The organism is Lysinibacillus sp. JNUCC-52, assembly GCF_015999545.1.
Classification (GTDB): domain Bacteria; phylum Bacillota; class Bacilli; order Bacillales_A; family Planococcaceae; genus Lysinibacillus.
Genome location: NZ_CP065546.1, coordinates 2,980,283 through 2,999,698, shown reverse-complemented (window position 1 = coordinate 2,999,698; position 19,416 = coordinate 2,980,283). Strand labels below are relative to the sequence as shown.

32 protein-coding genes and 1 pseudogene are annotated in these 19,416 nt (G+C 39.6%); 1 reads left to right on the top strand and 32 read right to left on the bottom strand.

What is annotated here, in order from left to right:
- Nucleotides 1–31: 31 nt before the first annotated feature.
- A complete protein-coding gene (locus tag JNUCC52_RS14820) occupies nucleotides 32–706 on the bottom strand; it encodes a KinB-signaling pathway activation protein (RefSeq protein WP_173479264.1) in 675 nt (224 codons plus the stop codon).
- Between the two features lie 151 nt (nucleotides 707–857).
- Between JNUCC52_RS14820 and gerD the strand changes: the two genes are divergently transcribed.
- Entirely contained in the window at nucleotides 858–1,466 is a 609-nt protein-coding gene (gene gerD, locus JNUCC52_RS14815) for a spore germination lipoprotein GerD (RefSeq protein WP_173479263.1), read from the top strand.
- Between the two features lie 55 nt (nucleotides 1,467–1,521).
- On the opposite strand, the gene JNUCC52_RS14810 is transcribed toward gerD, so the two are convergent.
- The 31 genes and pseudogenes from JNUCC52_RS14810 to rplP form a co-directional block, all read right to left on the bottom strand.
- Nucleotides 1,522–2,577: a P-loop NTPase gene (locus JNUCC52_RS14810; protein ID WP_173479262.1), complete on the bottom strand. Its 1,056-nt coding sequence runs from the start codon at nucleotides 2,575–2,577 to the stop codon at nucleotides 1,522–1,524.
- 72 nt (nucleotides 2,578–2,649) lie between these two features.
- Nucleotides 2,650–3,363, bottom strand: coding sequence for an N-acetylmuramoyl-L-alanine amidase (locus tag JNUCC52_RS14805; RefSeq protein ID WP_139860807.1), 714 nt, complete (start codon nucleotides 3,361–3,363; stop codon nucleotides 2,650–2,652).
- A gap of 149 nt (nucleotides 3,364–3,512) precedes the next feature.
- Nucleotides 3,513–3,806: a YxiG family protein gene (locus JNUCC52_RS14800; protein ID WP_337980218.1), complete on the bottom strand. Its 294-nt coding sequence runs from the start codon at nucleotides 3,804–3,806 to the stop codon at nucleotides 3,513–3,515.
- 703 nt (nucleotides 3,807–4,509) lie between these two features.
- Nucleotides 4,510–4,902 carry a 30S ribosomal protein S9 gene (rpsI, locus tag JNUCC52_RS14795; protein WP_004233744.1) on the bottom strand — a complete coding sequence of 131 codons (393 nt, stop codon included), beginning with the start codon at nucleotides 4,900–4,902 and terminating at the stop codon, nucleotides 4,510–4,512.
- A gap of 25 nt (nucleotides 4,903–4,927) precedes the next feature.
- Nucleotides 4,928–5,365 carry a 50S ribosomal protein L13 gene (rplM, locus tag JNUCC52_RS14790; protein ID WP_173479261.1) on the bottom strand — a complete coding sequence of 146 codons (438 nt, stop codon included), beginning with the start codon at nucleotides 5,363–5,365 and terminating at the stop codon, nucleotides 4,928–4,930.
- A 270-nt stretch (nucleotides 5,366–5,635) separates the two neighbouring features.
- The gene (gene truA / locus JNUCC52_RS14785) at nucleotides 5,636–6,376 is read right to left on the bottom strand and encodes a tRNA pseudouridine(38-40) synthase TruA (RefSeq protein WP_139859722.1); all 741 of its coding nucleotides are present in this window, start codon (nucleotides 6,374–6,376) and stop codon (nucleotides 5,636–5,638) included.
- Between the two features lie 12 nt (nucleotides 6,377–6,388).
- Complete coding sequence (locus tag JNUCC52_RS14780) at nucleotides 6,389–7,186, bottom strand: energy-coupling factor transporter transmembrane component T family protein (RefSeq protein ID WP_139859720.1); 798 nt, start codon at nucleotides 7,184–7,186, stop codon at nucleotides 6,389–6,391.
- Nucleotides 7,183–8,055 (bottom strand): energy-coupling factor ABC transporter ATP-binding protein, encoded by an 873-nt coding sequence (locus tag JNUCC52_RS14775; protein WP_139859718.1) that lies wholly within the window; start codon nucleotides 8,053–8,055, stop codon nucleotides 7,183–7,185. The genes JNUCC52_RS14780 and JNUCC52_RS14775 overlap by 4 nt, the downstream gene beginning before the upstream one ends.
- The gene (locus tag JNUCC52_RS14770; RefSeq protein ID WP_139859716.1) at nucleotides 8,031–8,876 is read right to left on the bottom strand and encodes an energy-coupling factor ABC transporter ATP-binding protein; all 846 of its coding nucleotides are present in this window, start codon (nucleotides 8,874–8,876) and stop codon (nucleotides 8,031–8,033) included. The genes JNUCC52_RS14775 and JNUCC52_RS14770 overlap by 25 nt, the downstream gene beginning before the upstream one ends.
- A 385-nt stretch (nucleotides 8,877–9,261) precedes the next feature.
- Nucleotides 9,262–9,642, bottom strand: coding sequence for a 50S ribosomal protein L17 (rplQ, locus tag JNUCC52_RS14765; protein WP_010860588.1), 381 nt, complete (start codon nucleotides 9,640–9,642; stop codon nucleotides 9,262–9,264).
- Between the two features lie 56 nt (nucleotides 9,643–9,698).
- A complete protein-coding gene (locus tag JNUCC52_RS14760) occupies nucleotides 9,699–10,643 on the bottom strand; it encodes a DNA-directed RNA polymerase subunit alpha (protein WP_004233733.1) in 945 nt (314 codons plus the stop codon).
- A 139-nt stretch (nucleotides 10,644–10,782) separates the two neighbouring features.
- Entirely contained in the window at nucleotides 10,783–11,172 is a 390-nt protein-coding gene (rpsK, locus tag JNUCC52_RS14755) for a 30S ribosomal protein S11 (RefSeq protein ID WP_004233731.1), read from the bottom strand.
- 25 nt (nucleotides 11,173–11,197) lie between these two features.
- The gene (gene rpsM, locus JNUCC52_RS14750) at nucleotides 11,198–11,563 is read right to left on the bottom strand and encodes a 30S ribosomal protein S13 (protein ID WP_024364357.1); all 366 of its coding nucleotides are present in this window, start codon (nucleotides 11,561–11,563) and stop codon (nucleotides 11,198–11,200) included.
- 24 nt (nucleotides 11,564–11,587) lie between these two features.
- A complete protein-coding gene (gene rpmJ / locus JNUCC52_RS14745) occupies nucleotides 11,588–11,701 on the bottom strand; it encodes a 50S ribosomal protein L36 (RefSeq protein WP_000868344.1) in 114 nt (37 codons plus the stop codon).
- Nucleotides 11,702–11,738: 37 nt separating this feature from the next.
- Nucleotides 11,739–11,957, bottom strand: coding sequence for a translation initiation factor IF-1 (gene infA / locus JNUCC52_RS14740; RefSeq protein ID WP_004233690.1), 219 nt, complete (start codon nucleotides 11,955–11,957; stop codon nucleotides 11,739–11,741).
- A gap of 88 nt (nucleotides 11,958–12,045) precedes the next feature.
- A pseudogene (locus tag JNUCC52_RS14735) lies at nucleotides 12,046–12,123 on the bottom strand (type I methionyl aminopeptidase); the annotation flags it as partial.
- 249 nt (nucleotides 12,124–12,372) lie between these two features.
- Entirely contained in the window at nucleotides 12,373–13,026 is a 654-nt protein-coding gene (locus JNUCC52_RS14730; RefSeq protein ID WP_173479260.1) for an adenylate kinase, read from the bottom strand.
- A 69-nt stretch (nucleotides 13,027–13,095) separates the two neighbouring features.
- Nucleotides 13,096–14,391 (bottom strand): preprotein translocase subunit SecY, encoded by a 1,296-nt coding sequence (secY, locus tag JNUCC52_RS14725; protein ID WP_173479259.1) that lies wholly within the window; start codon nucleotides 14,389–14,391, stop codon nucleotides 13,096–13,098.
- Nucleotides 14,391–14,831 carry a 50S ribosomal protein L15 gene (gene rplO, locus JNUCC52_RS14720; RefSeq protein ID WP_173479258.1) on the bottom strand — a complete coding sequence of 147 codons (441 nt, stop codon included), beginning with the start codon at nucleotides 14,829–14,831 and terminating at the stop codon, nucleotides 14,391–14,393. Before rplO ends, secY begins: the two co-directional genes overlap by 1 nt.
- A gap of 34 nt (nucleotides 14,832–14,865) precedes the next feature.
- Nucleotides 14,866–15,048, bottom strand: coding sequence for a 50S ribosomal protein L30 (gene rpmD / locus JNUCC52_RS14715; RefSeq protein WP_024364361.1), 183 nt, complete (start codon nucleotides 15,046–15,048; stop codon nucleotides 14,866–14,868).
- A gap of 13 nt (nucleotides 15,049–15,061) precedes the next feature.
- A complete protein-coding gene (rpsE, locus tag JNUCC52_RS14710) occupies nucleotides 15,062–15,565 on the bottom strand; it encodes a 30S ribosomal protein S5 (protein ID WP_024364362.1) in 504 nt (167 codons plus the stop codon).
- A gap of 21 nt (nucleotides 15,566–15,586) precedes the next feature.
- Complete coding sequence (rplR, locus tag JNUCC52_RS14705) at nucleotides 15,587–15,946, bottom strand: 50S ribosomal protein L18 (RefSeq protein ID WP_173479257.1); 360 nt, start codon at nucleotides 15,944–15,946, stop codon at nucleotides 15,587–15,589.
- Nucleotides 15,947–15,978: 32 nt separating this feature from the next.
- Nucleotides 15,979–16,518, bottom strand: coding sequence for a 50S ribosomal protein L6 (gene rplF, locus JNUCC52_RS14700; protein ID WP_079562361.1), 540 nt, complete (start codon nucleotides 16,516–16,518; stop codon nucleotides 15,979–15,981).
- 30 nt (nucleotides 16,519–16,548) lie between these two features.
- A complete protein-coding gene (rpsH, locus tag JNUCC52_RS14695; RefSeq protein WP_008181717.1) occupies nucleotides 16,549–16,947 on the bottom strand; it encodes a 30S ribosomal protein S8 in 399 nt (132 codons plus the stop codon).
- A 29-nt stretch (nucleotides 16,948–16,976) separates the two neighbouring features.
- Nucleotides 16,977–17,162 carry a type Z 30S ribosomal protein S14 gene (locus tag JNUCC52_RS14690; RefSeq protein ID WP_004233656.1) on the bottom strand — a complete coding sequence of 62 codons (186 nt, stop codon included), beginning with the start codon at nucleotides 17,160–17,162 and terminating at the stop codon, nucleotides 16,977–16,979.
- A 21-nt stretch (nucleotides 17,163–17,183) separates the two neighbouring features.
- Entirely contained in the window at nucleotides 17,184–17,723 is a 540-nt protein-coding gene (gene rplE / locus JNUCC52_RS14685) for a 50S ribosomal protein L5 (RefSeq protein WP_024364365.1), read from the bottom strand.
- 29 nt (nucleotides 17,724–17,752) lie between these two features.
- On the bottom strand, nucleotides 17,753–18,061 hold the full coding sequence (gene rplX, locus JNUCC52_RS14680) for a 50S ribosomal protein L24 (RefSeq protein WP_004233652.1): 309 nt from the start codon (nucleotides 18,059–18,061) through the stop codon (nucleotides 17,753–17,755).
- 35 nt (nucleotides 18,062–18,096) lie between these two features.
- Nucleotides 18,097–18,465 carry a 50S ribosomal protein L14 gene (gene rplN, locus JNUCC52_RS14675; RefSeq protein ID WP_004233650.1) on the bottom strand — a complete coding sequence of 123 codons (369 nt, stop codon included), beginning with the start codon at nucleotides 18,463–18,465 and terminating at the stop codon, nucleotides 18,097–18,099.
- A gap of 43 nt (nucleotides 18,466–18,508) precedes the next feature.
- Nucleotides 18,509–18,772 (bottom strand): 30S ribosomal protein S17, encoded by a 264-nt coding sequence (gene rpsQ, locus JNUCC52_RS14670; protein WP_008181723.1) that lies wholly within the window; start codon nucleotides 18,770–18,772, stop codon nucleotides 18,509–18,511.
- Nucleotides 18,773–18,790: 18 nt separating this feature from the next.
- Nucleotides 18,791–18,991, bottom strand: a complete 201-nt coding sequence (rpmC, locus tag JNUCC52_RS14665; RefSeq protein ID WP_004233646.1) for a 50S ribosomal protein L29 — start codon at nucleotides 18,989–18,991, stop codon at nucleotides 18,791–18,793.
- Complete coding sequence (rplP, locus tag JNUCC52_RS14660; RefSeq protein ID WP_010860599.1) at nucleotides 18,981–19,415, bottom strand: 50S ribosomal protein L16; 435 nt, start codon at nucleotides 19,413–19,415, stop codon at nucleotides 18,981–18,983. Before rplP ends, rpmC begins: the two co-directional genes overlap by 11 nt.
- Nucleotide 19,416: the final 1 nt, after the last annotated feature.

The window sequence follows — 19,416 nt, the reverse complement described above, 5'->3', positions numbered from 1 at the left end:
CATATTTGAGGCTACTCATTTTTCATAATAACTATGCATTTTTCGCCTGATTAAGGCGCGCTTTACGACGTTCTTCTAATTTTTTGCGATCTTCATCGGATTTTGCATTGTATTTTGGTAATACTAATAATTGATATGCATTTACAGCTAGTAATGGAAATAACAATAGTGCAACATATTCGTTAATATTTTCATCGCGTCCCATTAAAGCGATTGTCCACTCTAATGTTGTAATAACAATCATAAAAAATAATGCAGACACTAGAACATGTTTTTTTCCTGTCATTTTAACTTTTTGTACAGCTGTTGCAATAGAAGCGAATATTAACACAATTAACAGCCCTAAATAGAATACCCAGCTTTGTCCATCCTTTACACCTGGTACAAAACGGAAGAACACAATATCAAATACGGTAATAACAATTAATAATAGCTGTACCCAATTCCATAAAGTTAGTGTTCTAAAGATGTTAACACCTACTTGATGAAGTGTTAAATAGGCGAAAAATCCAGCTTGTGCAATAACACTCATTGTAAAACCTAAAAATACCATCCATAAAAGCCCGGCGAAAAATTCACCCCATTGACCATTTTCTACATATGGTTGAAAGAAGCTCCAGCGAATAAATAAACTAAAAATTCCGTTGACTACGCCACCAACGAGCATTGCAAAGAAGAAAAACTTTGCCCAATTTCGTATCGTCACAACTCAAAGTCCCCCAATTTCTTCATATATCTGTAATCATTTTAACAATGCATTGTTAAAAAAGCTATTTCTCTTCGCAAGCTATACATAAAGTCATCATAAATGTGAACAATAATTGAAAGAGTCTATCTATAGAAAGGACTGATGTTGAATGCGAAAATGGACTTTATTACTGATTTTGACGCTTTTTCTTGCTGCCTGCTCACAACAAGATAAAACCTCTAACATGTCTTATGATGAGATAAAAAAAATTATGATCGACTCTCTACAAACTGAGGATGGTAAAAAGGCGTTACGACAGCTTTTAGAGGAGCCGAGTTTTCGTGAATTATTGATATTAGAACATGACGAAGTGAAAAAGGCGACAGAAGAGACTTTGCTTTCAAAGGAAGCTGAGGATTTTTGGAAAAAGACATTCGAGGATCCAAAGTTTAAAGAAACTGTAGCCAAAAGTATGCAAAAGCAACAACAAGATATTATGAAGGAACTAATGAAAGACCCTACATTCCAAAAGGATATGGAGTCATTCTTTGGTCAACCTGATATGCAAAAGCAAATGGAGACGATTTTAAAATCATCCAATCTTCGCAAGCAGATGGAGGAAGTCGTAAAAGAAACGATTGAAAGTCCACTAATGCAGGCGAAATGGCTAGAGCTTATCAAAAAAAGCGGTGAAAGTACTTCCTCGGAAAGCGACAGCAAAAAAGAGGCTAGTGGTGAAAGTGACGGCAGCGCAAATAAGGATGACAAAAGTAAATAGCTTTTCAAAACAAAAAAGATTTCCTCAACTAGTTGAGGAAATCCTTTTTGTTTATTTATTTATTTAATTTATTAATGACTTTCGAAGCAATATCTAAATATGTTTGTCCTGTTGAATGGTTCTCGGCATATACAGAAGGCGCGAAATCCTCATCAGACCAATCTGGCTGACCTAGTGGAATTTGTCCAAGTAGCTCTGTACGAAGTTCTTCCGTCAATTTTGCACCGCCACCTTGGCCAAATACATATTCGCGTTCCCCTGATTTTGACTCAAACCACGCCATATTTTCAATAACGCCTAAAATCTCATGTTCTGTTTGTAATGCCATTGCCCCTGCACGAGCTGCAACGAATGCTGCTGTTGGGTGAGGCGTTGTCACAACAATTTCTTTTGAAGAAGGCAACATTTGATGTATATCTAAAGCGACATCACCTGTTCCTGGTGGTAAATCTAATAGAAGGTAATCTAATTCGCCCCATTCTACATCACGGAAAAATTGATCTAACACCTTTCCAAGCATTGGCCCACGCCAGACGATTGGTGCGTTATTCTCAACGAAGAATCCCATTGAAATCATTTTTACACCAAAACGATCAACAGGGTAAATACGATTATCTACTACCTTCGGCATATCTGTAACACCCATCATATCAGGCACACTGAATCCATAAATATCGGCATCAATTAAGCCTACTTTTTTGCCAAGTCGCGCTAAAGCTACCGCTAAGTTAACTGATACGGTAGATTTCCCTACGCCACCTTTACCAGATGCAATTGAAATTACTTGCACTGTACTTAATGGAGATAAAATATCTTGAGCTTCTGCTTCTGTTGCTGTTCCGCGGAAGCTTTGTAGTTTTTCTGCAGATAACTCTTCAAAACGAATACCAACAGTGTTAGCGCCCGCTTCTTTTAATACATCTACAATTTTCATTTGAAGTTGCATTTGTTCAGGTGTATTTGTTTTAGCAATAGCAATTTTTACACTCACATGGTTTTTTTCTTCTTTGATTGATACGTTCGTAATACCGTCAGTTTCTGCTAAGGTTTTATGTAAAAACGGATCTTGTAGTTGTCCCAGTTTTTCTCGTACTTGTTGTTCAGTTATCACGACGAACACTCCCCTTATTTTCTGTCAATGTTAGTATATCATAATGCTCTGATTTACATAGTGGCTGTTGCTCTATTCAATTTTCCCCAGTAAGTAGTCTTCAATACCTTCAACGATAGCAGTTGCCATTTTCTCTTGATATTTTTTATCGACTAATAGTGCACGTTCCTCATCATTACTGATAAATCCAGTCTCCACTAATGCAGCAGGCACTTCAGCCTTCTTTAGTAAGTAGATTTGTTTAATCGATAAAGCTTCCCGATCAGTATTTTGTAAGTTCGTACGGATAGATTGCTGAATGCTCTTCGCAAGCAATTCTCCATCAGCATGTCCGTCTTTATGATAAAACACCTGCGCTCCACGCCATTTTGTTTCAGGAATTGCATTGGCATGAATTGTAACGAAAATATCTGGTTGTTCTTTAGCAACAATATCTTTCCGTAAGAAGATATCTTGCTTTTTCCGTTCTCTTAGTGTGCCAAATTTTTCTGATGACGCGTGTTCATCAATAACATCTCCATCAGTTGTACGTGTCATCACGACCGTTGCGCCTTTCTTCTTTAATTGCTTCTCCACATGCTGAGCAATTGCAAGCGTAATTTCCTTTTCAATTACTTCGCCCTTTGAAGCACCTCCATCCTGACCACCGTGTCCCGCATCAATGACAATTTTAATGCCACCAAGTGGGTCAGGTAAGAAGAAGTTGCGGTCCGAAGCATTCGTTTCATATGCCACGACCACTATACTCATCAGCATAATTACTCCTAGTGCAAGCCAGCGCTTCACCCATATCCACCACCCTTTATATGTAGTGTACGAAGTTAGTGATGGAACTATGCTAGAAAGTAAACAAAAAAACTCCCAAGCATTTGCTTAAGAGTTTAGGATGTATAAATTATGTTATGTGGTGCGTAGCAAGTCCCTTTTCTAGTCAATCAACTTTCGTCTTCCCATTTCAGCTCATGTTCTGGGGCGATTAAATCTTTAAACACCTTGCCCTCAAAAACGAAACGATTCGCTTCTATAAAGAAACAATCTTTATTGTTAATGTGGAAGCTAAAATTTGTAGAAGACGAAATTTCTTCAATACCTTTTAATTCTGGATCTAAACTTTCGATTGTAATTTTGTCCAAGCCATTTGGATGATAGCTAATCCCTGTTAGCAATTGCTCATCTCCGTAATCGTAGTCATTTAAACGAAAGCCCTCTATATCTTCGAGCTGACACATGACGACAATACAATAGATTGATTTAAGTTTTTTCCTTTTTTAAATAGATAAGTATTGAGCTAATCACTGCACCAATGAAACAAAGCACATAATTAGTCAAAACCGAAAATGAGAATAGTTTAGCTAAAATAGAAATCCCGCCAAAATAAGTGACAATAAATATTACAGTAATGTCTCGCTTCTTCTTCATAAGATTATTTCCACATCCTATGTCTATTTAATTGAAGTCCACGCTCTTTTTTTGGATATTCTAAAATTTTTATGTCTGGGGGTATTAAGTAAATCATAAACACTGAAGGGCACGACACGTAGACTTTAATACTTAAGAGTTATTCCGATTTTTTACAATCAATTTATAACGTAAAAATGCTGCGATGAGGAATCCAATGATGGGTACAGAATAATTAACCAAAACTGAAAAAGTAAATATTTCTTTTAAGATAATGAAAACAATAAAGTAGGCAAGAATAAACTTGAAAGCAAGGTCTTGCTTCCTTTCCATATCCATAAGAAACTTACACATCCTTTGTTATGTAATTTTAAATCTCTAAATACCCTTCGCATCTAATATTCTTTTTTTAAAATTTTACTAAAAACTGCAAAGAATTTTCAATATTTTTAATAAGTGAACTTCATTAAAAACACAAAAAAACCCTCCCCACAAAAGTGGGAAAGGGTTTTGAAAACGCATATAATCGGTTGATTAACGTTTTGAGAACTGAGGTGCACGACGAGCGCCGCGTAGACCTGGTTTTTTACGTTCTTTCATGCGTGAATCACGAGTAAGTAATCCAGCTGATTTAAGTGCAGCACGGAAATCTGGGTCTACTTGAAGTAGAGCACGAGCGATACCATGACGTACAGCTCCAGCTTGACCAGTATATCCACCACCGTTAACGTTTACGTGGATGTCATAGCTTCCTGTAGTTTCAGTAGCTACTAATGGTTGTTTAATTACTTCACGTAATGCAGCGAATGGTACGTATTCTTCGATTTCACGTTTGTTGATAACAATTTTACCTGTACCTGGTACTAAACGTACGCGAGCTACAGAGCTTTTACGGCGACCAGTGCCGATGTATTGAACTTGTGCCAAAGTAATATCCTCCTCTTAATTTATATTATCCGCGAAGCTCATAAGCTTCTGGTTTTTGTGCAGCATGTGGGTGCTCAGTTCCAGTGTAAACGTTAAGTTTACCGAACATTTTACGACCTAAAGAGTTTTTAGGAAGCATCCCTTTAATAGCTAATTCGATCATACGTGTTGGGTACTTTTCTAACATTTCACCAGCAGTACGAGTTTTTAAACCACCCGCAAATTGAGTATGGTGACGGTAAAGTTTACCCTCTAATTTGTTACCAGTTAAATGGATTTTGTCAGCGTTGATGATGATTACGTGATCACCTGTGTCAACGTTTGGTGTGAATGTTGGTTTATGTTTACCACGTAAGATTGCAGCTACTTCAGAAGCTAAACGTCCAAGAGTTTGGCCTTCTGCATCAACTACTAACCATTTACGGTCTACTTCGTGACCTTTAGCCATGAATGTTGTACGCATGTATATATCCTCCTAATCGATTCGATTACCGTTATTTTTCATTAGTCTACACTATAAGTTTCGGGGCTTATTTTGTGGTGGTAATGAAAATACCATCTGTTATCATATAATGAATGGCTTTTAAAGTCAAGTAATTTCATTAAACACCTGGTGAAGTTGTACAGGGTAACGTTTGGCATTTACATTGCCATTTTGCCCCTCGTATTTTGTTCCATTTAAAGCGAATATCCGCCCCTCTATAACATTCAATATTCGCTAAAACAAATCTCCCTAATAGAACACCTTTTCAAGATATAAACCTTGTGGTGGCGCTGTTTTGCCAGCCTTGTCGCGATCCATCGACGCAACAACAGTCTCCACATTTTTTACTTCTCGGCGTCCTATGCCGACTTCCCACAAAGTACCGGCAATGATACGCACCATATTGTATAAGAAGCCACTACCTTCAATGACCATATGCAGCTCTTCACCATGCCATTCAAATTCAAGTGCATTTACTGTTCGCACTTTATTTTGCACACTCGTATTCGCCGCACAGAAGCATGAGAAATCATGTGTCCCTATTATAGCTTTGGCAGCATCCTGCATCGCTTTCACGTCTGGCTTCACACCATTCGTCTCTACAGTGTAATGTCTACGAAATGGGCTTTGTACAGACTCACACGACCATATATAGCGATAGCGTTTTCCTGTTACACTATAACGTGCATGAAAATCATCTGCCACTTCCTCAATCGATAATACACGGATATCTCTTGGAAGCTGAACATTCAATGCCTTCATATACTTTTCTACTGGTATTGCTAGCGGCGTATCAAAATGCAGTGTTTGTCCAGTTGCATGCACTCTTGCATCTGTGCGACCACTTGCCGTAACTTTTACATTGTGACCTTTGTGCATAATAGCAAGTACACGCTCAACCTCTGCTTGTACAGTTCGCTCTCCTGGCTGTACTTGATAACCAGAAAACTGCGTTCCATCATAACTAATAATTGCTTTTAATCGTCGCATAAAGCTACTCCTTTAACTTCTATAGAAAAATAATAAAACAGCCATGGCTACTAGTAAGGCAATAGCAAACGAATCGCCAATATCCCACTTTAGCTTACGATAGCGCGTACGCCCTTCACCGCCACGATAGCCTCGCACTTCCATCGCAGTGGCTAAGTCCTCTGCACGTTTAAAGGCACTTACAAAGAGCGGTACTAGTAATGGCACAACCGCTTTAATGCGGTCTTTTATCGGTCCTGAAGATAAATCAGAGCCACGTGCCATTTGTGCCTTCATAATCTTATCCGTCTCATCCATCAACGTTGGAATAAAGCGCAGTGAAATGGACATCATTAGCGCTAGCTCATGGACAGGTACTTTTATTTTTTTCAATGGATTTAGCAACACCTCAATTCCATCTGTAATGGAAATCGGGGATGTTGTCAGTGTTAAAATGGACGTCATAAACACTAAAACAAGGAAACGAGTCGAAATATAAATCCCTTGACGAACGCCTCCCTCATAGATGGAGATAAACTTCCAATGAAATAATAGGTCGCCTTCCTTTGTCATAAAAATATGTAGCAAGAAAGTAAACGCCATTAAAAAGAGAACAGGCTTCAAGCCATTTATTAAAAAGTACAAGCGGATACGTGACACTAAAACAATGAGTAACGTAAATGCTAATAGCATTGCATAGGTTATTGTATTATTAGCTAAAAATACAATAATGATAAATGCAAAAACGAATACGAGTTTAGATCGTGGGTCAAGCCTATGGACAGGAGAATCTCCTGGCAGGAAGCGCCCGAAAATCATCTTCTCCATCATGACTCTGCACGCTCCTCTCTCAATAATCGAGCCATTTCAATTGCAAGCTCCTCTTCCGTTAAACATACCTTTGCTAGTGGAGTATTGATCATCTTTTCAACCTTTTGCTGGAACCGTACAATACGGGGTGGTTCTAAACGAAATTGCTTTAATGTCTCAACATCCTTAAAAATATCACGCGGTGTCCCACTCAACACATTTTTCCCTTCATGCATTATGACAATATTGTCAGCATAACGGGCTGCATCCTCCATACTGTGCGTAACGAGTATCGTCGTTAAACTACGCTCCTGATGTAATGCATAAAACATATCCATAATTTCTTTTTGTCCCCGAGGGTCTAGCCCAGCCGTTGGTTCATCTAATACAATCACCTCTGGCTCCATTGCCAATACGCCTGCAATAGCGACACGACGCATTTGTCCACCAGATAAATCAAATGGTGATTTTTCGAGCACATTTTCAGGCAAACCAACTAAACGGACAAGCTCTCTAGCGCGTGCTTCAGCCTCTTTCTCTGAGACACCAAAGTTCATAGGACCGAACATAATATCCTTTAATACTGTTTCTTCAAACAGTTGATGCTCTGGAAATTGAAAAACAATACCTACACGTTGGCGAACCGCTTTTAAATCCTTTGCCTTTTTACCAGCCTCCACTGTACGCTCACCTATTTGCACCTTGCCAGATGTAGGCTTTAACAGTGCATTAAAATGCTGAAGAATGGTCGACTTCCCAGAGCCCGTATGGCCAATAATTGCTTGGTATGTGTGAGATGGAATCTCAAAGTCCACATCGAATAATGCTCGTTTTTCAAAAGGTGTTCCTTGAGAATATGCATAGCTTACTTGTTGAAGTTTGATGTCCATAAATCATTCACCAACTCTTCTTCTGTCATATGTTGCCCCATTAACGGAACACCTTCCTTTTGCAATAACTTTGATAACTTCATGGCAAATGGTAGATCAAGCCCTAACTCCGTTAACTTGTCCCCTAGCGAAAAAATTTCAGCAGGAGGACCTTCTGCAAACTTCTTGCCATCATTCATGAAAAGTATACGATCTGCCAACATGGCTTCTTCTAAATCGTGTGTAATCGATAAAACCGTTAGCCCTGTTTCCGCACGTAACGTTTGTACAGTTTGTAAAACTTCTATACGGCCTTGTGGATCTAACATAGACGTTGCTTCATCTAAAATGAGCAACTTTGGCTTTAAAGCTAATGCCCCTGCAATAGCGACACGTTGTTTCTGTCCACCTGATAAATGATGTGGCTCATGATCCAAAAAATTACTCATCTTTACTTGTTCTAGTGATGCATGCACACGCTTTACCATTTCTTCAAACGGTATACCGTTATTTTCAAGAGCAAAGGCAACATCATCTTGTACAGTAGCACCTACAAATTGGTTATCTGGATTTTGAAAAACCATTCCCATTTGCGAGCGACATTCCCATAGGTTGTCTTCATTTAATACTTCTCGTAATATACGAACATCTCCCTGTTGCGGGAATAGTAAACCATTCATCAGTTTAGCTATCGTTGATTTACCAGAACCATTATGACCAACTATGGCAATCCATTCACCTTCCTGTACGGTAAAACTTACATTTTCGACTGCATTTCGCATCTCTGGATTTTCAGGCGTATATGAAAACGTCACATTATTTAACGATAAAATTTCGGGCATTTCTAGAACTCCTCTCTACATGCTCAGCTATACTAACTAACTTACACTTTTTTATGTATGAATTCTACCACAATCAATATGTCGGTATAAGAAAAGTGCCTAAGCGCTTATTCCTATATATTAAAAAAAGCACCATCAATTGGCGCTGTTAATAATAAAAAAGCGCGCACCTCATTCGATAGAAATGCGCTAGTCGTTACATTTACAAGAAACACGGGTGCTCAAGCCCTAGCTTCTTTTGAATGAGGTGCGGAGAGCTAAACGAGACGCCACACATAAGTGTCCGCTCATCATAACGCTCAGCTTAATTATTTGTCGTATAAATCGTTTTATAAAGAAAGAGGGTGGTGGTTCCACCCTCTTCACCACTTGTTTTCTCTTATGATTAAACTAATTCAATCACAACAACAGGTGCACCGTCACCACGACGAGGACCTACTTTAAGAATACGAGTGTAACCACCTTGACGTTCTGCGTAACGTGGTGCAACATCATCAAATAGCTTTTGTAGTGCAAATGAAGTTGTTTCGTTACCTTCTTCGTCAGTAGTTGTTACTAGTTCACGACGGATGAATGCAGCAGCTTGACGGCGTGCGTGTAAATCTCCGCGTTTACCTAAAGTAATCATTTTTTCAACAGCTTTACGTACTTCTTTAGCGCGAGCCTCAGTAGTTTCGATACGCTCGTTGATGATTAAATCAGTAGCTAAGTCACGTAACATCGCTTTACGTTGAGAACTTGTACGACCAAGTTTTCTGTAACCCATGGATGTTTCCCTCCTTTATAAAAAATATCTGATCTTATAAGTTTTGTTTAAATCGCTTAGTCTTCTTTGCGTAACCCTAAACCAAGCTCTTCTAACTTCGCTTTTACCTCTTCTAATGACTTACGTCCAAGGTTACGAACTTTCATCATGTCGTCTTCTGACTTATTCGCAAGTTCTAGTACTGTATTAATACCAGCGCGTTTTAAGCAGTTATAAGAACGAACAGAAAGATCAAGTTCTTCGATAGTCATCTCTAAAACTTTTTCTTTTTGATCTTCTTCTTTTTCGACCATGATTTCAGCAGTTTGTGCCTCATCTGTCATGCCAACGAAGATGTTTAGATGCTCGGTTAAAATTTTTGCTCCGAGCGAAATCGCCTCTTTCGGACCGATGCTACCATCTGTCCACACATCAAGAGAAAGTTTATCGTAGTCAGAAGACTGACCTACACGAGTATTTTCCACTTGGAAATTGACGCGTGATACTGGAGTGTAAATAGAGTCGATCGGGATCACGCCGATAGGAAGATCCTCACGTTTGTTTTGATCAGCAGGAGTGTAACCACGGCCGCGTTGAGCGTACATACGCATACGTAAATGACCGTTTTTAGCGATTGTTGCAATATATAGATCTGGGTTTAAAATTTCTACGTCACTGTCATGTGTAATGTCAGCAGCCGTAACTGTACCATCGCCCTTTACATCAATCTCAATAACTTTTTCTTCGTCAGAGTAGATTTTAAGAGCAAGCTTTTTCACGTTCAAAATAATTGAAGCTACATCTTCTACAACGCCTTCTACAGTAGAGAATTCGTGAAGTACACCATCAATTTGGATTGAAGTGACAGCAGCTCCTGGTAATGAAGACAGAAGGATACGACGTAAAGAATTACCCAAAGTGTTTCCATATCCGCGTTCAAGCGGTTCTACAACAAACTTTCCATATTTGGAATCTTCGCTGATCTCCACCGTTTCAATCTTTGGTTTTTCAATTTCGATCATTTCATTTACCCTCCTTCAAAACATCGAATGTATAGGTTCTTTCCATCATAGATTCGATCGTCATTGACGTATCGTTTAATATCTGCACAAGACAGTCTGTACAAAAAATGATGTTCTCATACAATATGAGACGCACCCATTACACGCGACGACGTTTTGGCGGACGGCAACCATTGTGAGGAACTGGAGTAACGTCTTTAATAGCAGTTACTTCTAAACCAGCAGCTTGAAGTGCACGAATTGCAGCTTCACGACCAGCACCAGGACCTTTAACAGTTACTTCCAACGTTTTCAGACCATGTTCAAGGGATGTTTTAGCAGCAGTTTCTGCAGCCATTTGTGCAGCGAATGGTGTAGATTTACGTGAACCACGGAAACCAAGAGCACCAGCACTTGACCAAGATACAGCGTTACCTTGCATATCTGTAATCGTTACAATTGTATTGTTAAATGTAGAACGGATGTGTGCAATACCAGATTCGATATTCTTTTTCACACGACGTTTACGAGTTTGTTGTTTACGAGCCATGTTAAGAAGGAACCTCCTTTACGTATTATTTTTTCTTGTTCGCAACTGTTTTACGAGGACCTTTACGCGTACGCGCATTGTTCTTCGTATTTTGACCACGAACAGGTAAACCACGACGGTGACGGATACCACGGAATGAACCGATTTCCATCAGACGTTTAATGTTTAATGAAGTTTCGCGACGTAAGTCACCTTCAAGTTTGTAAGAATCTAATTGTTCACGGATTAGGTTTAACTGATCTTCAGTTAAGTCGCGTACGCGTGTATCTTCTGAAATACCTGCGCCAGCTAATACTTTCTGAGCTGTAGTTTTACCAATACCGTAAATGTAAGTTAATGAAATTACCACGCGTTTGTCGCGAGGAATGTCAACACCAGCAATACGTGCCATGTACGTTGTGCACCTCCTTTAGAATCAACCTTGTTTTTGTTTGTGTTTAGGATTTTCACAGATTACCATTACTTTACCGCGTCGGCGAATTACTTTACATTTTTCGCAGATCGGTTTCACAGATGGTCTCACTTTCATCTAACCTAACCTCCTTAATAGTCCGGAGCGCAAAAGATTATTTAAAACGGTATGTGATACGACCGCGAGTTAAATCATAAGGAGATAACTCGATAGTAACCTTATCTCCAGGTAGAATACGGATAAAGTGCATACGAATCTTACCAGATACGTGTGCTAAAATCACATGTCCATTTTCTAATTCTACCTTAAACATCGCGTTTGGCAAAGTCTCAACAACTGTTCCTTCGACTTCAATTACATCATCTTTCGCCATCTACTCTGTCTCTCCTCTCTATATGCAAATTAAAGTTCTCATCGTTACATCAAACGGATATCTGCTGCAACTATAGAAGCAACCTCGTTTCAACATATGTTTGGATTGTATGAGAGATGTTTGAAAGACGCTCGTCTGGTTTCGCTTCACACAATCCACGGAATATACAGGACCAGTCTGGGCACTGAATCTCCCATGTTTACACGAATACCGGAATGTCTTTGATGAGATATTCATACCCGTTACACAGATGCTTCCACGAAACCCATTATACTCTCCCAAAAGTAATGTTGCACTTTTTAAAAGAAATATATACCGGGCACAATATGCTTTTGCAACTCTCAAAAAAATTATGTTTCGGTGTTGCTCCCGCATGCCTCCCGCGGAAGCAGTATTCTGCGCCCGGAGCCGGGTATCAGCTGCGGCTGCTCTGTAAAAGAGCATCAAGATCAGCAAACACTTTATTAATATCTTGCTGTCCATCAATATTTGTTAACACACCTTTTGCTTCATAGAAGTTGAGCAAAGGTTGTGCTTGATTCATATTTACTTCCAGACGGTTTGCAACCGTTTCAGGATTATCATCCGCACGTGTGTAAAGTTCGCCGCCATCTTTATCACATTTACCTTCCACAGCAGGTGGATTGAAAATTAAATGATATGATGTACCGCAAGTTTTACAAATACGACGACCTGATAAACGAGCAATAAGCTCATCTTTCTCAACTTGAATGTTAATCGTATGCTCAATAGCTTTACCAAGATTAGCTAAAATGCTATCTAATGCTTCAGCTTGTGGAACAGTACGTGGGAATCCATCTAATAAGAAGCCCTTTTCACAATCAGGTTTAGCAAGTCGCTCACGAACAATACCAATCGTTACTTCATCAGGTACTAAAGCACCTTGATCCATAAACGATTTAGCCTGTAAGCCTAGTTCTGTACCTTCTTTAATAGCGGCACGGAACATATCTCCTGTAGAAATATGAGGAATTGCGTACTTCTCTACAATTTTATCTGCCTGTGTACCTTTACCAGCACCTGGCAGACCCATTAAAACGATATTCATCGGAAATAGTCCTCCCACAAAAGGTTTGCTGATTTTTAGGAAACGAGGAACGTTCCCTAAAAATCAACATTATTTCATAAAGCCTTTGTAGTGACGTTTAACAAGTTGGGATTCTAGCTGTTTCATCGTTTCTAGCGCTACGCCGACTACGATAATTATACTAGTACCACCGATTTGCACTGAAGCAGGTAGATTCATAAGGTTGATGAATATAATCGGCATTACAGCAATTACAGTTAAGAATATCGCGCCAACAAAAGTCAGACGATATAACACGCTTGTTAAATACGTTTGAGTGTTTTCACCCGGGCGAATACCTGGAATGTAAGCACCTTGTTTTTTCAAGTTGTCTGCCACATTTTCTGGATTCACTTGTACGAATGCATAGAAATATGTGAACGCGACGATCAATGCAACATAAATCAACATCCCAACAGGTTTCTGATAATCGAACGTGTTTTCAATGAATGTTGTTACATCATTTTGACCAAAGAACGCTGCTAACGTACGAGGCGTAACAAGGAACGCTACTGAGAAGATTACCGGAATAACCCCTGCAGCATTTACTTTTAACGGTAAGTGCGTTTGTTGACCACCAGTTTGTTGGTTGCGTCCAGTAACTCGTTTTGCATATTGAATTGGGATTTTACGAAGTGCTTGTTGCACGTAAATAACACCCACGACAATTGCAAGTAAAATCAAAGCAAGTAATGCAAGAATGATAATGTTAATAAACAGTTTATCACCAGCACCCTCAATTTGTTGTGCATAAATTTGGTTTATTCCTGTAGGTAATGCTGCAACGATACCTGCGAAAATTACAACAGAAATACCATTACCAACACCATGTGCAGTAATTTGCTCAGCAAGCCATACAAGGAAAGCTGTACCCGCTGTCAATACAATTGAAATTGTAACATACGTTAGAATTCCCTCTTCTTTAATCAAAGATCCACCATACATTTTATTGAAACCAAATGACATCGCGAACGATTGGATAAAGGCAAGAATAATTGTAAAGTAACGAGTAAATTGTGCAAGTTTACGTCTTCCGACTTCACCTTGCTTTGCCCACTCAGCAAACTTCGGTACTACGTCCATTTGCAATAACTGAACAATAATTGAGGCTGTGATGTATGGCATAATTCCCATCGCGAAGATAGAGAAGTTTTTCAAAGCACCACCGCCAAAAGTATTGAGGAAACCAACGAGGTTAAACTCATCAGTTGCCTTTAATACATTTGCGTCAACGTTCGGTACTGGTATAAATGTACCAATACGGAATACGATTAACATTAAAAGAGTGAAAATGATTTTATTTCTTATATCTCGAACACGCATAAAGTTAGAGATTGTCTGAAACATTAAATCACCTCAGTAGTTCCGCCGGCATTCTCGATTGCTTCTTTCGCTGAAGCTGAGAATTTATGAGCTTTTACAGTAAGCTTTTTGTTAAGTGTTCCATTACCAAGAACTTTAATTCCAGCTTTTTCATTGCTCACAAGACCAGTTTCAAGTAATAATGCAGTTGTTACTTCTGCACCGTCTTCGAAACGGTTTAATGTGTCAAGGTTAACGATAGCGTATTCTTTACGGTTAATGTTCGTAAAGCCACGTTTTGGTAAACGACGGAATAACGGGTTTTGTCCGCCCTCAAAGCCTGGGCGTACACCGCCGCCAGATCGAGAGTTTTGACCTTTATGACCTCTACCCGCAGTTTTACCGTTACCAGAACCGATACCACGACCAACGCGATTGCGTTGCTTACGAGAACCTTCTGCTGGTTTTAACTCATGCAGTTTCATAGTGGGTGGCACCTCCTTGTTCATTAATTAAAAATTAATTTTCTTTTACAGTAACTAAGTGAGCTACTTTATCAAGCATACCGCGAGTAGCTGCATTATCAGCTTTCTCAACAGTTTGATTTAATTTACGTAAACCAAGAGCTTCAATAGTTTTACGTTGTGCCGGTTTAGAACCGATCACAGATTTTGTAAGGGTGATTTCTAATTTGTTAGCCATTATTATTCCCCCCTTATCCTAATATTTCTTCCACTGATTTGCCACGTAATTTTGCAACGTCCTCTACGCGTTTTAATTCAGTTAAACCTTGAACAGTAGCACGCACCATGTTGATTGGTGTGTTAGATCCAAGTGATTTTGAAAGAATATCAGTAATACCAGCAAGTTCTAGTACGGCACGTACTGGACCACCAGCGATAACTCCTGTACCAGGAGCAGCAGGTTTGATTAGGATTTCTCCTGCACCGAAGCGACCAAGCACTAAGTGTGGAGTTGTTCCACCAACACGTGGCACTTCGATTAAGTTTTTCTTCGCATCTTCAACAGCTTTACGGATAGCGTCTGGCACCTCTTGAGCTTTACCAGTACCGAAACCAACATGTCCGTTTCTATCGCCAACTACAACTAATGCTGTGAAGCGGAAGCGACGTCCACCTTTAACAACTTTAGCAACACGGTTAATAGTAACTACGCGTTCTTCAAGTTCTCCAAGTTTGTTTGCGTCAATTCGACTCATGAAATGTGTCCCTCCTTCTTATTAAAATTCTAAACCGTTCTCACGTGCAGCTTCAGCTAAAGCTTTAACACGTCCATGATATAAGTAACCACCACGGTCAAATACTATAGCAGTAATATTTTTTTCCGTAGCGCGTTTCGCGATTGTTTCACCGATTTTTGATGCAGCTTCAACGTTGTTACCAGCACCTTCAAAACCATTTTCTTGAGAAGATGCGCTAACAATTGTTACGCCTGCTACGTCATCGATAAGTTGAGCGTAGATGTTCTTGTTAGAACGGAATACGTTTAAGCGTGGACGCTCAGCAGTACCCGTAATTTTAGAACGTACTCGCGCATGACGTTTTTTACGAACTTGATTTTTATCCTGTTTCGTAATCACAAGGGTCACTCCTTTCTAATGCTTAAGCAGCATTATTTACCTGTTTTACCTTCTTTACGACGAACGTATTCGCCTTCGTAACGGATACCTTTACCTTTATACGGCTCTGGTGGACGAACGTCACGGATATTAGATGCAAGAGCGCCAACGCGTTCTTTGCTGATACCTTTAACGATGATTTTTGTATTAGAAGGAACTTCTACTTCAAGACCATCTTCTGGTGTGAACTCAACTGGGTGAGAGTAACCTACGTTAAGTACAAGCTTTTTACCTTGTAATTGCGCACGGTAACCGACACCGATAAGTTCTAATGATTTTTCGAAACCTGCAGAAACTCCAGTAATCATGTTCGCTAAAAGCGCACGAGTAGTACCGTGGTTTGTGCGGTGTTCTTTTGAATCAGAAGGACGAGATACAGAGATCACATTACCTTCTTGCTCAATTTTCATATCTTGGTGGAAAGAACGAACAAGTTCGCCTTTAGGACCTTTAACAGTAACAGTGTTGTCAGCAGCGACAGTAACAGTTACGTTAGCAGGTACCTCGATAATTTTTTTACCTACACGAGACATTTAGTTGCACCTCCATTCATTTATTGCTAATTACCAAACGTATGCTAGAACTTCGCCGCCAACTTGTTTAGCGCGAGCTTCTTTATCTGTTAATAAACCTTGTGAAGTTGACACTAAAGCGATACCAAGACCGTTCAGTACTTTAGGAACTTCATTTGTTTTAGCATATACACGTAGACCAGGTTTAGAAATACGTTTTAGGCCCGTGATAACGCGTTCGTTATCTTTACCGTATTTTAAGAAGATACGGATGATACCTTGTTTGTTGTCTTCCACGTATTCTACGTCACGTACGAAACCTTCACGCTTTAAAATTTCAGCGATTTCTTTTTTCACGTTGGAAGCTGGTACTTCTAACTTCTCGTGACGAACCATGTTCGCATTACGAATGCGAGTAAGCATATCTGCAATCGGATCAGTCATTGTCATTACATTTACCTCCTTCCCAAATTAGGGGATTACCAGCTGGCTTTTTTCACGCCAGGAATTTGTCCCTTATATGCAAGTTCTCGGAAACAAATACGGCAAAGTTTGAATTTGCGATATACTGAGTGTGGACGACCACAGCGTTCACAACGTGTATATTCTTGCACTTTAAACTTTTGCTTACGTTGTTGTTTAACGATCATAGATTTTTTAGCCACGTTTTCGCCCTCCTTGTTTAATTACTTTTGGAACGGCATACCGAATTGTGTCAATAACTCGCGAGCTTCTTCGTCAGAATTCGCTGTCGTTACGATCACGATGTCCATACCGCGTACTTTTGAAACTTTATCGTAATCGATTTCTGGGAAAATTAATTGCTCTTTAACACCTAGAGTGTAGTTACCGCGACCATCGAATGCTTTTTTAGAAACACCACGGAAGTCACGTACACGAGGTAATGCGATTGCGATTAATTTATCCAAGAATTCATACATACGCTCACCGCGTAATGTAACTTTAGCACCGATAGGCATACCTTCACGTAGACGGAAACCTGCGATCGATTTTTTAGCTTTAGTTACTACTGGTTTTTGACCAGTGATAATTGTCAATTCTTCTACAGCAGCATCTAGTGCTTTAGAGTTTTGAACTGCATCGCCAACACCCATGTTGATAACGATTTTATCAACTTTAGGAAGTTGCATAACTGATTTATATCCAAATTTGCTCATTAGAGCAGGTGAAACTTCATTTAAATATTTTTCTTTTAGGCGGCTCATGTGTGTACCTCCCTTCTTTTATTTACTAATTAGTCGATTACTGCACCTGATTTTTTTGCAACACGAACTTTTTTACCGTTTTCGATTTTATAACCTACACGAGTCGGCTCGCCAGATTTAGGATCGATTAGCATTACGTTCGAAACGTGAATTGCAGCCTCTTGGCTTACAATCCCACCTTGTGGATTCAATTGGTTAGGTTTAACGTGTTTTTTCACGATGTTTACACCTTCAACAAGAACGCGATCTTGTTTAGGGAAAGCAGCTAGGATTACTCCTTCTTTGCCTTTGTCCTTACCAGTGATAACCTTAACCTTGTCACCTTTTTTTACATGCATGCTGTCGCACCTCCTTGATTGGCACTGTCATGAAATTAAAGAACTTCTGGAGCTAGAGAAACGATTTTCATGAAGTTGCTGTCACGTAATTCACGTGCAACAGGTCCGAAAATACGAGTTCCGCGTGGTGATTTATCATCACGAATAATTACACAAGCATTTTCATCAAATTTGATGTAAGTACCGTCTTTACGGCGAACGCCTGATTTAGTACGAACGATAACAGCTTTAACAACGTCACCCTTCTTGACAACGCCACCTGGTGTTGCTTTCTTAACTGTACAAACAACGATATCACCGATGTTAGCAGTTTTACGGCCAGAGCCACCAAGCACTTTAATTGTAAGAACTTCACGTGCACCTGAGTTGTCAGCAACTTTCATACGACTTTCTTGTTGGATCACTTAGGTTACCTCCCTTCGGAAATTGGTTGTTCCGAAATAGTTATTAAATAATAACCGCTTTTTCTACAACTTCAACTAGACGGAAACGTTTAGTAGCTGATAGCGGGCGAGTTTCCATGATACGTACGATATCACCGATTTTCGCTTGGTTTTGCTCATCATGAGCTTTAAACTTTTTAGAGTACTTTACACGTTTACCATAAAGCTTGTGCTTTTTGTGAGTTTCAACTAAAACAGTAACAGTTTTGTCCATTTTATCTGAAACAACGCGGCCCGTGTAAACTTTGCGTTGATTACGCTCAGTCATACTTGAAAACCTCCTTTATCAGTTATTTGCACTGATTTCTCTTTCACGAATAACAGTTTTCATACGCGCGATTGCTTTACGCACTTCACGAATACGAGCTGTGTTTTCTAATTGACCAGTCGCCAATTGGAAGCGAAGGTTGAAAAGCTCTTCTTTCAGTGATTTCACTTTTAATTCAATTTCAGAAGTGGCAAGGTCACGGATTTCATTAGCTTTCATTAGATTCACCACCAGTTTCTTGACGTTTTACGATCTTACATTTTACAGGAAGCTTATGTGATGCTAAACGAAGTGCTTCACGTGCAATCTCTTCAGATACACCAGCGATTTCGAACATAACTTTTCCTGGTTTAACAACTGCTACCCAACCTTCAGGAGAACCTTTACCAGAACCCATGCGGACTTCTAGAGGTTTTTTCGTGTAAGGTTTGTGCGGGAAGATTTTAATCCAAACTTTACCGCCACGTTTCATGTAACGAGTCATCGCGATACGTGCAGATTCGATTTGACGGTTAGTAATCCAGCTAGCAGTTTGAGCTTGTAAGCCCCATTCGCCGAAAGATACTTCTTTGCCGCCTTTCGCTTCGCCACGCATGTTGCCACGGTGTTCACGACGGTATTTTACGCGTTTAGGCAATAACATA

Bases quoted from the DNA above. Each gene is read 5' to 3' on its own strand.
- truA (WP_139859722.1), bottom strand. From the start codon at position 6,376: ATGCGACGATTAAAAGCAATTATTAGTTATGATGGAACGCAGTTTTCT.
- rpsM (WP_024364357.1), bottom strand. From the start codon at position 11,563: ATGGCACGTATTGCTGGTGTTGACATTCCTCGCGACAAACGCGTGGTA.
- rplX (WP_004233652.1), bottom strand. From the start codon at position 18,061: ATGCATGTAAAAAAAGGTGACAAGGTTAAGGTTATCACTGGTAAGGAC.
- rpsE (WP_024364362.1), bottom strand. From the start codon at position 15,565: ATGAGTCGAATTGACGCAAACAAACTTGGAGAACTTGAAGAACGCGTA.
- gerD (WP_173479263.1), top strand. From the start codon at position 858: ATGCGAAAATGGACTTTATTACTGATTTTGACGCTTTTTCTTGCTGCC.
- JNUCC52_RS14770 (WP_139859716.1), bottom strand. From the start codon at position 8,876: ATGCCCGAAATTTTATCGTTAAATAATGTGACGTTTTCATATACGCCT.
- rpmC (WP_004233646.1), bottom strand. From the start codon at position 18,991: ATGAAAGCTAATGAAATCCGTGACCTTGCCACTTCTGAAATTGAATTA.
- JNUCC52_RS14775 (WP_139859718.1), bottom strand. From the start codon at position 8,055: ATGGACATCAAACTTCAACAAGTAAGCTATGCATATTCTCAAGGAACA.
- rplQ (WP_010860588.1), bottom strand. From the start codon at position 9,642: ATGGGTTACAGAAAACTTGGTCGTACAAGTTCTCAACGTAAAGCGATG.
- JNUCC52_RS14730 (WP_173479260.1), bottom strand. From the start codon at position 13,026: ATGAATATCGTTTTAATGGGTCTGCCAGGTGCTGGTAAAGGTACACAG.
- infA (WP_004233690.1), bottom strand. From the start codon at position 11,957: ATGGCGAAAGATGATGTAATTGAAGTCGAAGGAACAGTTGTTGAGACT.
- rplO (WP_173479258.1), bottom strand. From the start codon at position 14,831: ATGAAACTGCATGAGTTAAAACCAGCAGAAGGTTCTCGTAAGCAACGC.
- rpmJ (WP_000868344.1), bottom strand. From the start codon at position 11,701: ATGAAAGTGAGACCATCTGTGAAACCGATCTGCGAAAAATGTAAAGTA.
- rpsH (WP_008181717.1), bottom strand. From the start codon at position 16,947: ATGACAATGACTGATCCGATTGCAGATATGCTTACTCGCATTCGTAAT.
- rpsK (WP_004233731.1), bottom strand. From the start codon at position 11,172: ATGGCTCGTAAACAACAAACTCGTAAACGTCGTGTGAAAAAGAATATC.
- JNUCC52_RS14780 (WP_139859720.1), bottom strand. From the start codon at position 7,186: ATGATGGAGAAGATGATTTTCGGGCGCTTCCTGCCAGGAGATTCTCCT.
- rplM (WP_173479261.1), bottom strand. From the start codon at position 5,365: ATGCGTACAACATTCATGGCTAAAGGTCACGAAGTAGACCGTAAATGG.
- JNUCC52_RS14800 (WP_337980218.1), bottom strand. From the start codon at position 3,806: ATGTGTCAGCTCGAAGATATAGAGGGCTTTCGTTTAAATGACTACGAT.
- JNUCC52_RS14760 (WP_004233733.1), bottom strand. From the start codon at position 10,643: ATGATCGAAATTGAAAAACCAAAGATTGAAACGGTGGAGATCAGCGAA.
- rpsQ (WP_008181723.1), bottom strand. From the start codon at position 18,772: ATGACTGAGCGTAATCAACGCAAAGTTTACACGGGCCGCGTTGTTTCA.
- rplF (WP_079562361.1), bottom strand. From the start codon at position 16,518: ATGTCTCGTGTAGGTAAAAAAATTATCGAGGTACCTGCTAACGTAACT.
- rplE (WP_024364365.1), bottom strand. From the start codon at position 17,723: ATGAGCCGCCTAAAAGAAAAATATTTAAATGAAGTTTCACCTGCTCTA.
- rpmD (WP_024364361.1), bottom strand. From the start codon at position 15,048: ATGGCTAACAAATTAGAAATCACCCTTACAAAATCTGTGATCGGTTCT.
- rplP (WP_010860599.1), bottom strand. From the start codon at position 19,415: ATGTTATTGCCTAAACGCGTAAAATACCGTCGTGAACACCGTGGCAAC.
- secY (WP_173479259.1), bottom strand. From the start codon at position 14,391: ATGTTTCAGACAATCTCTAACTTTATGCGTGTTCGAGATATAAGAAAT.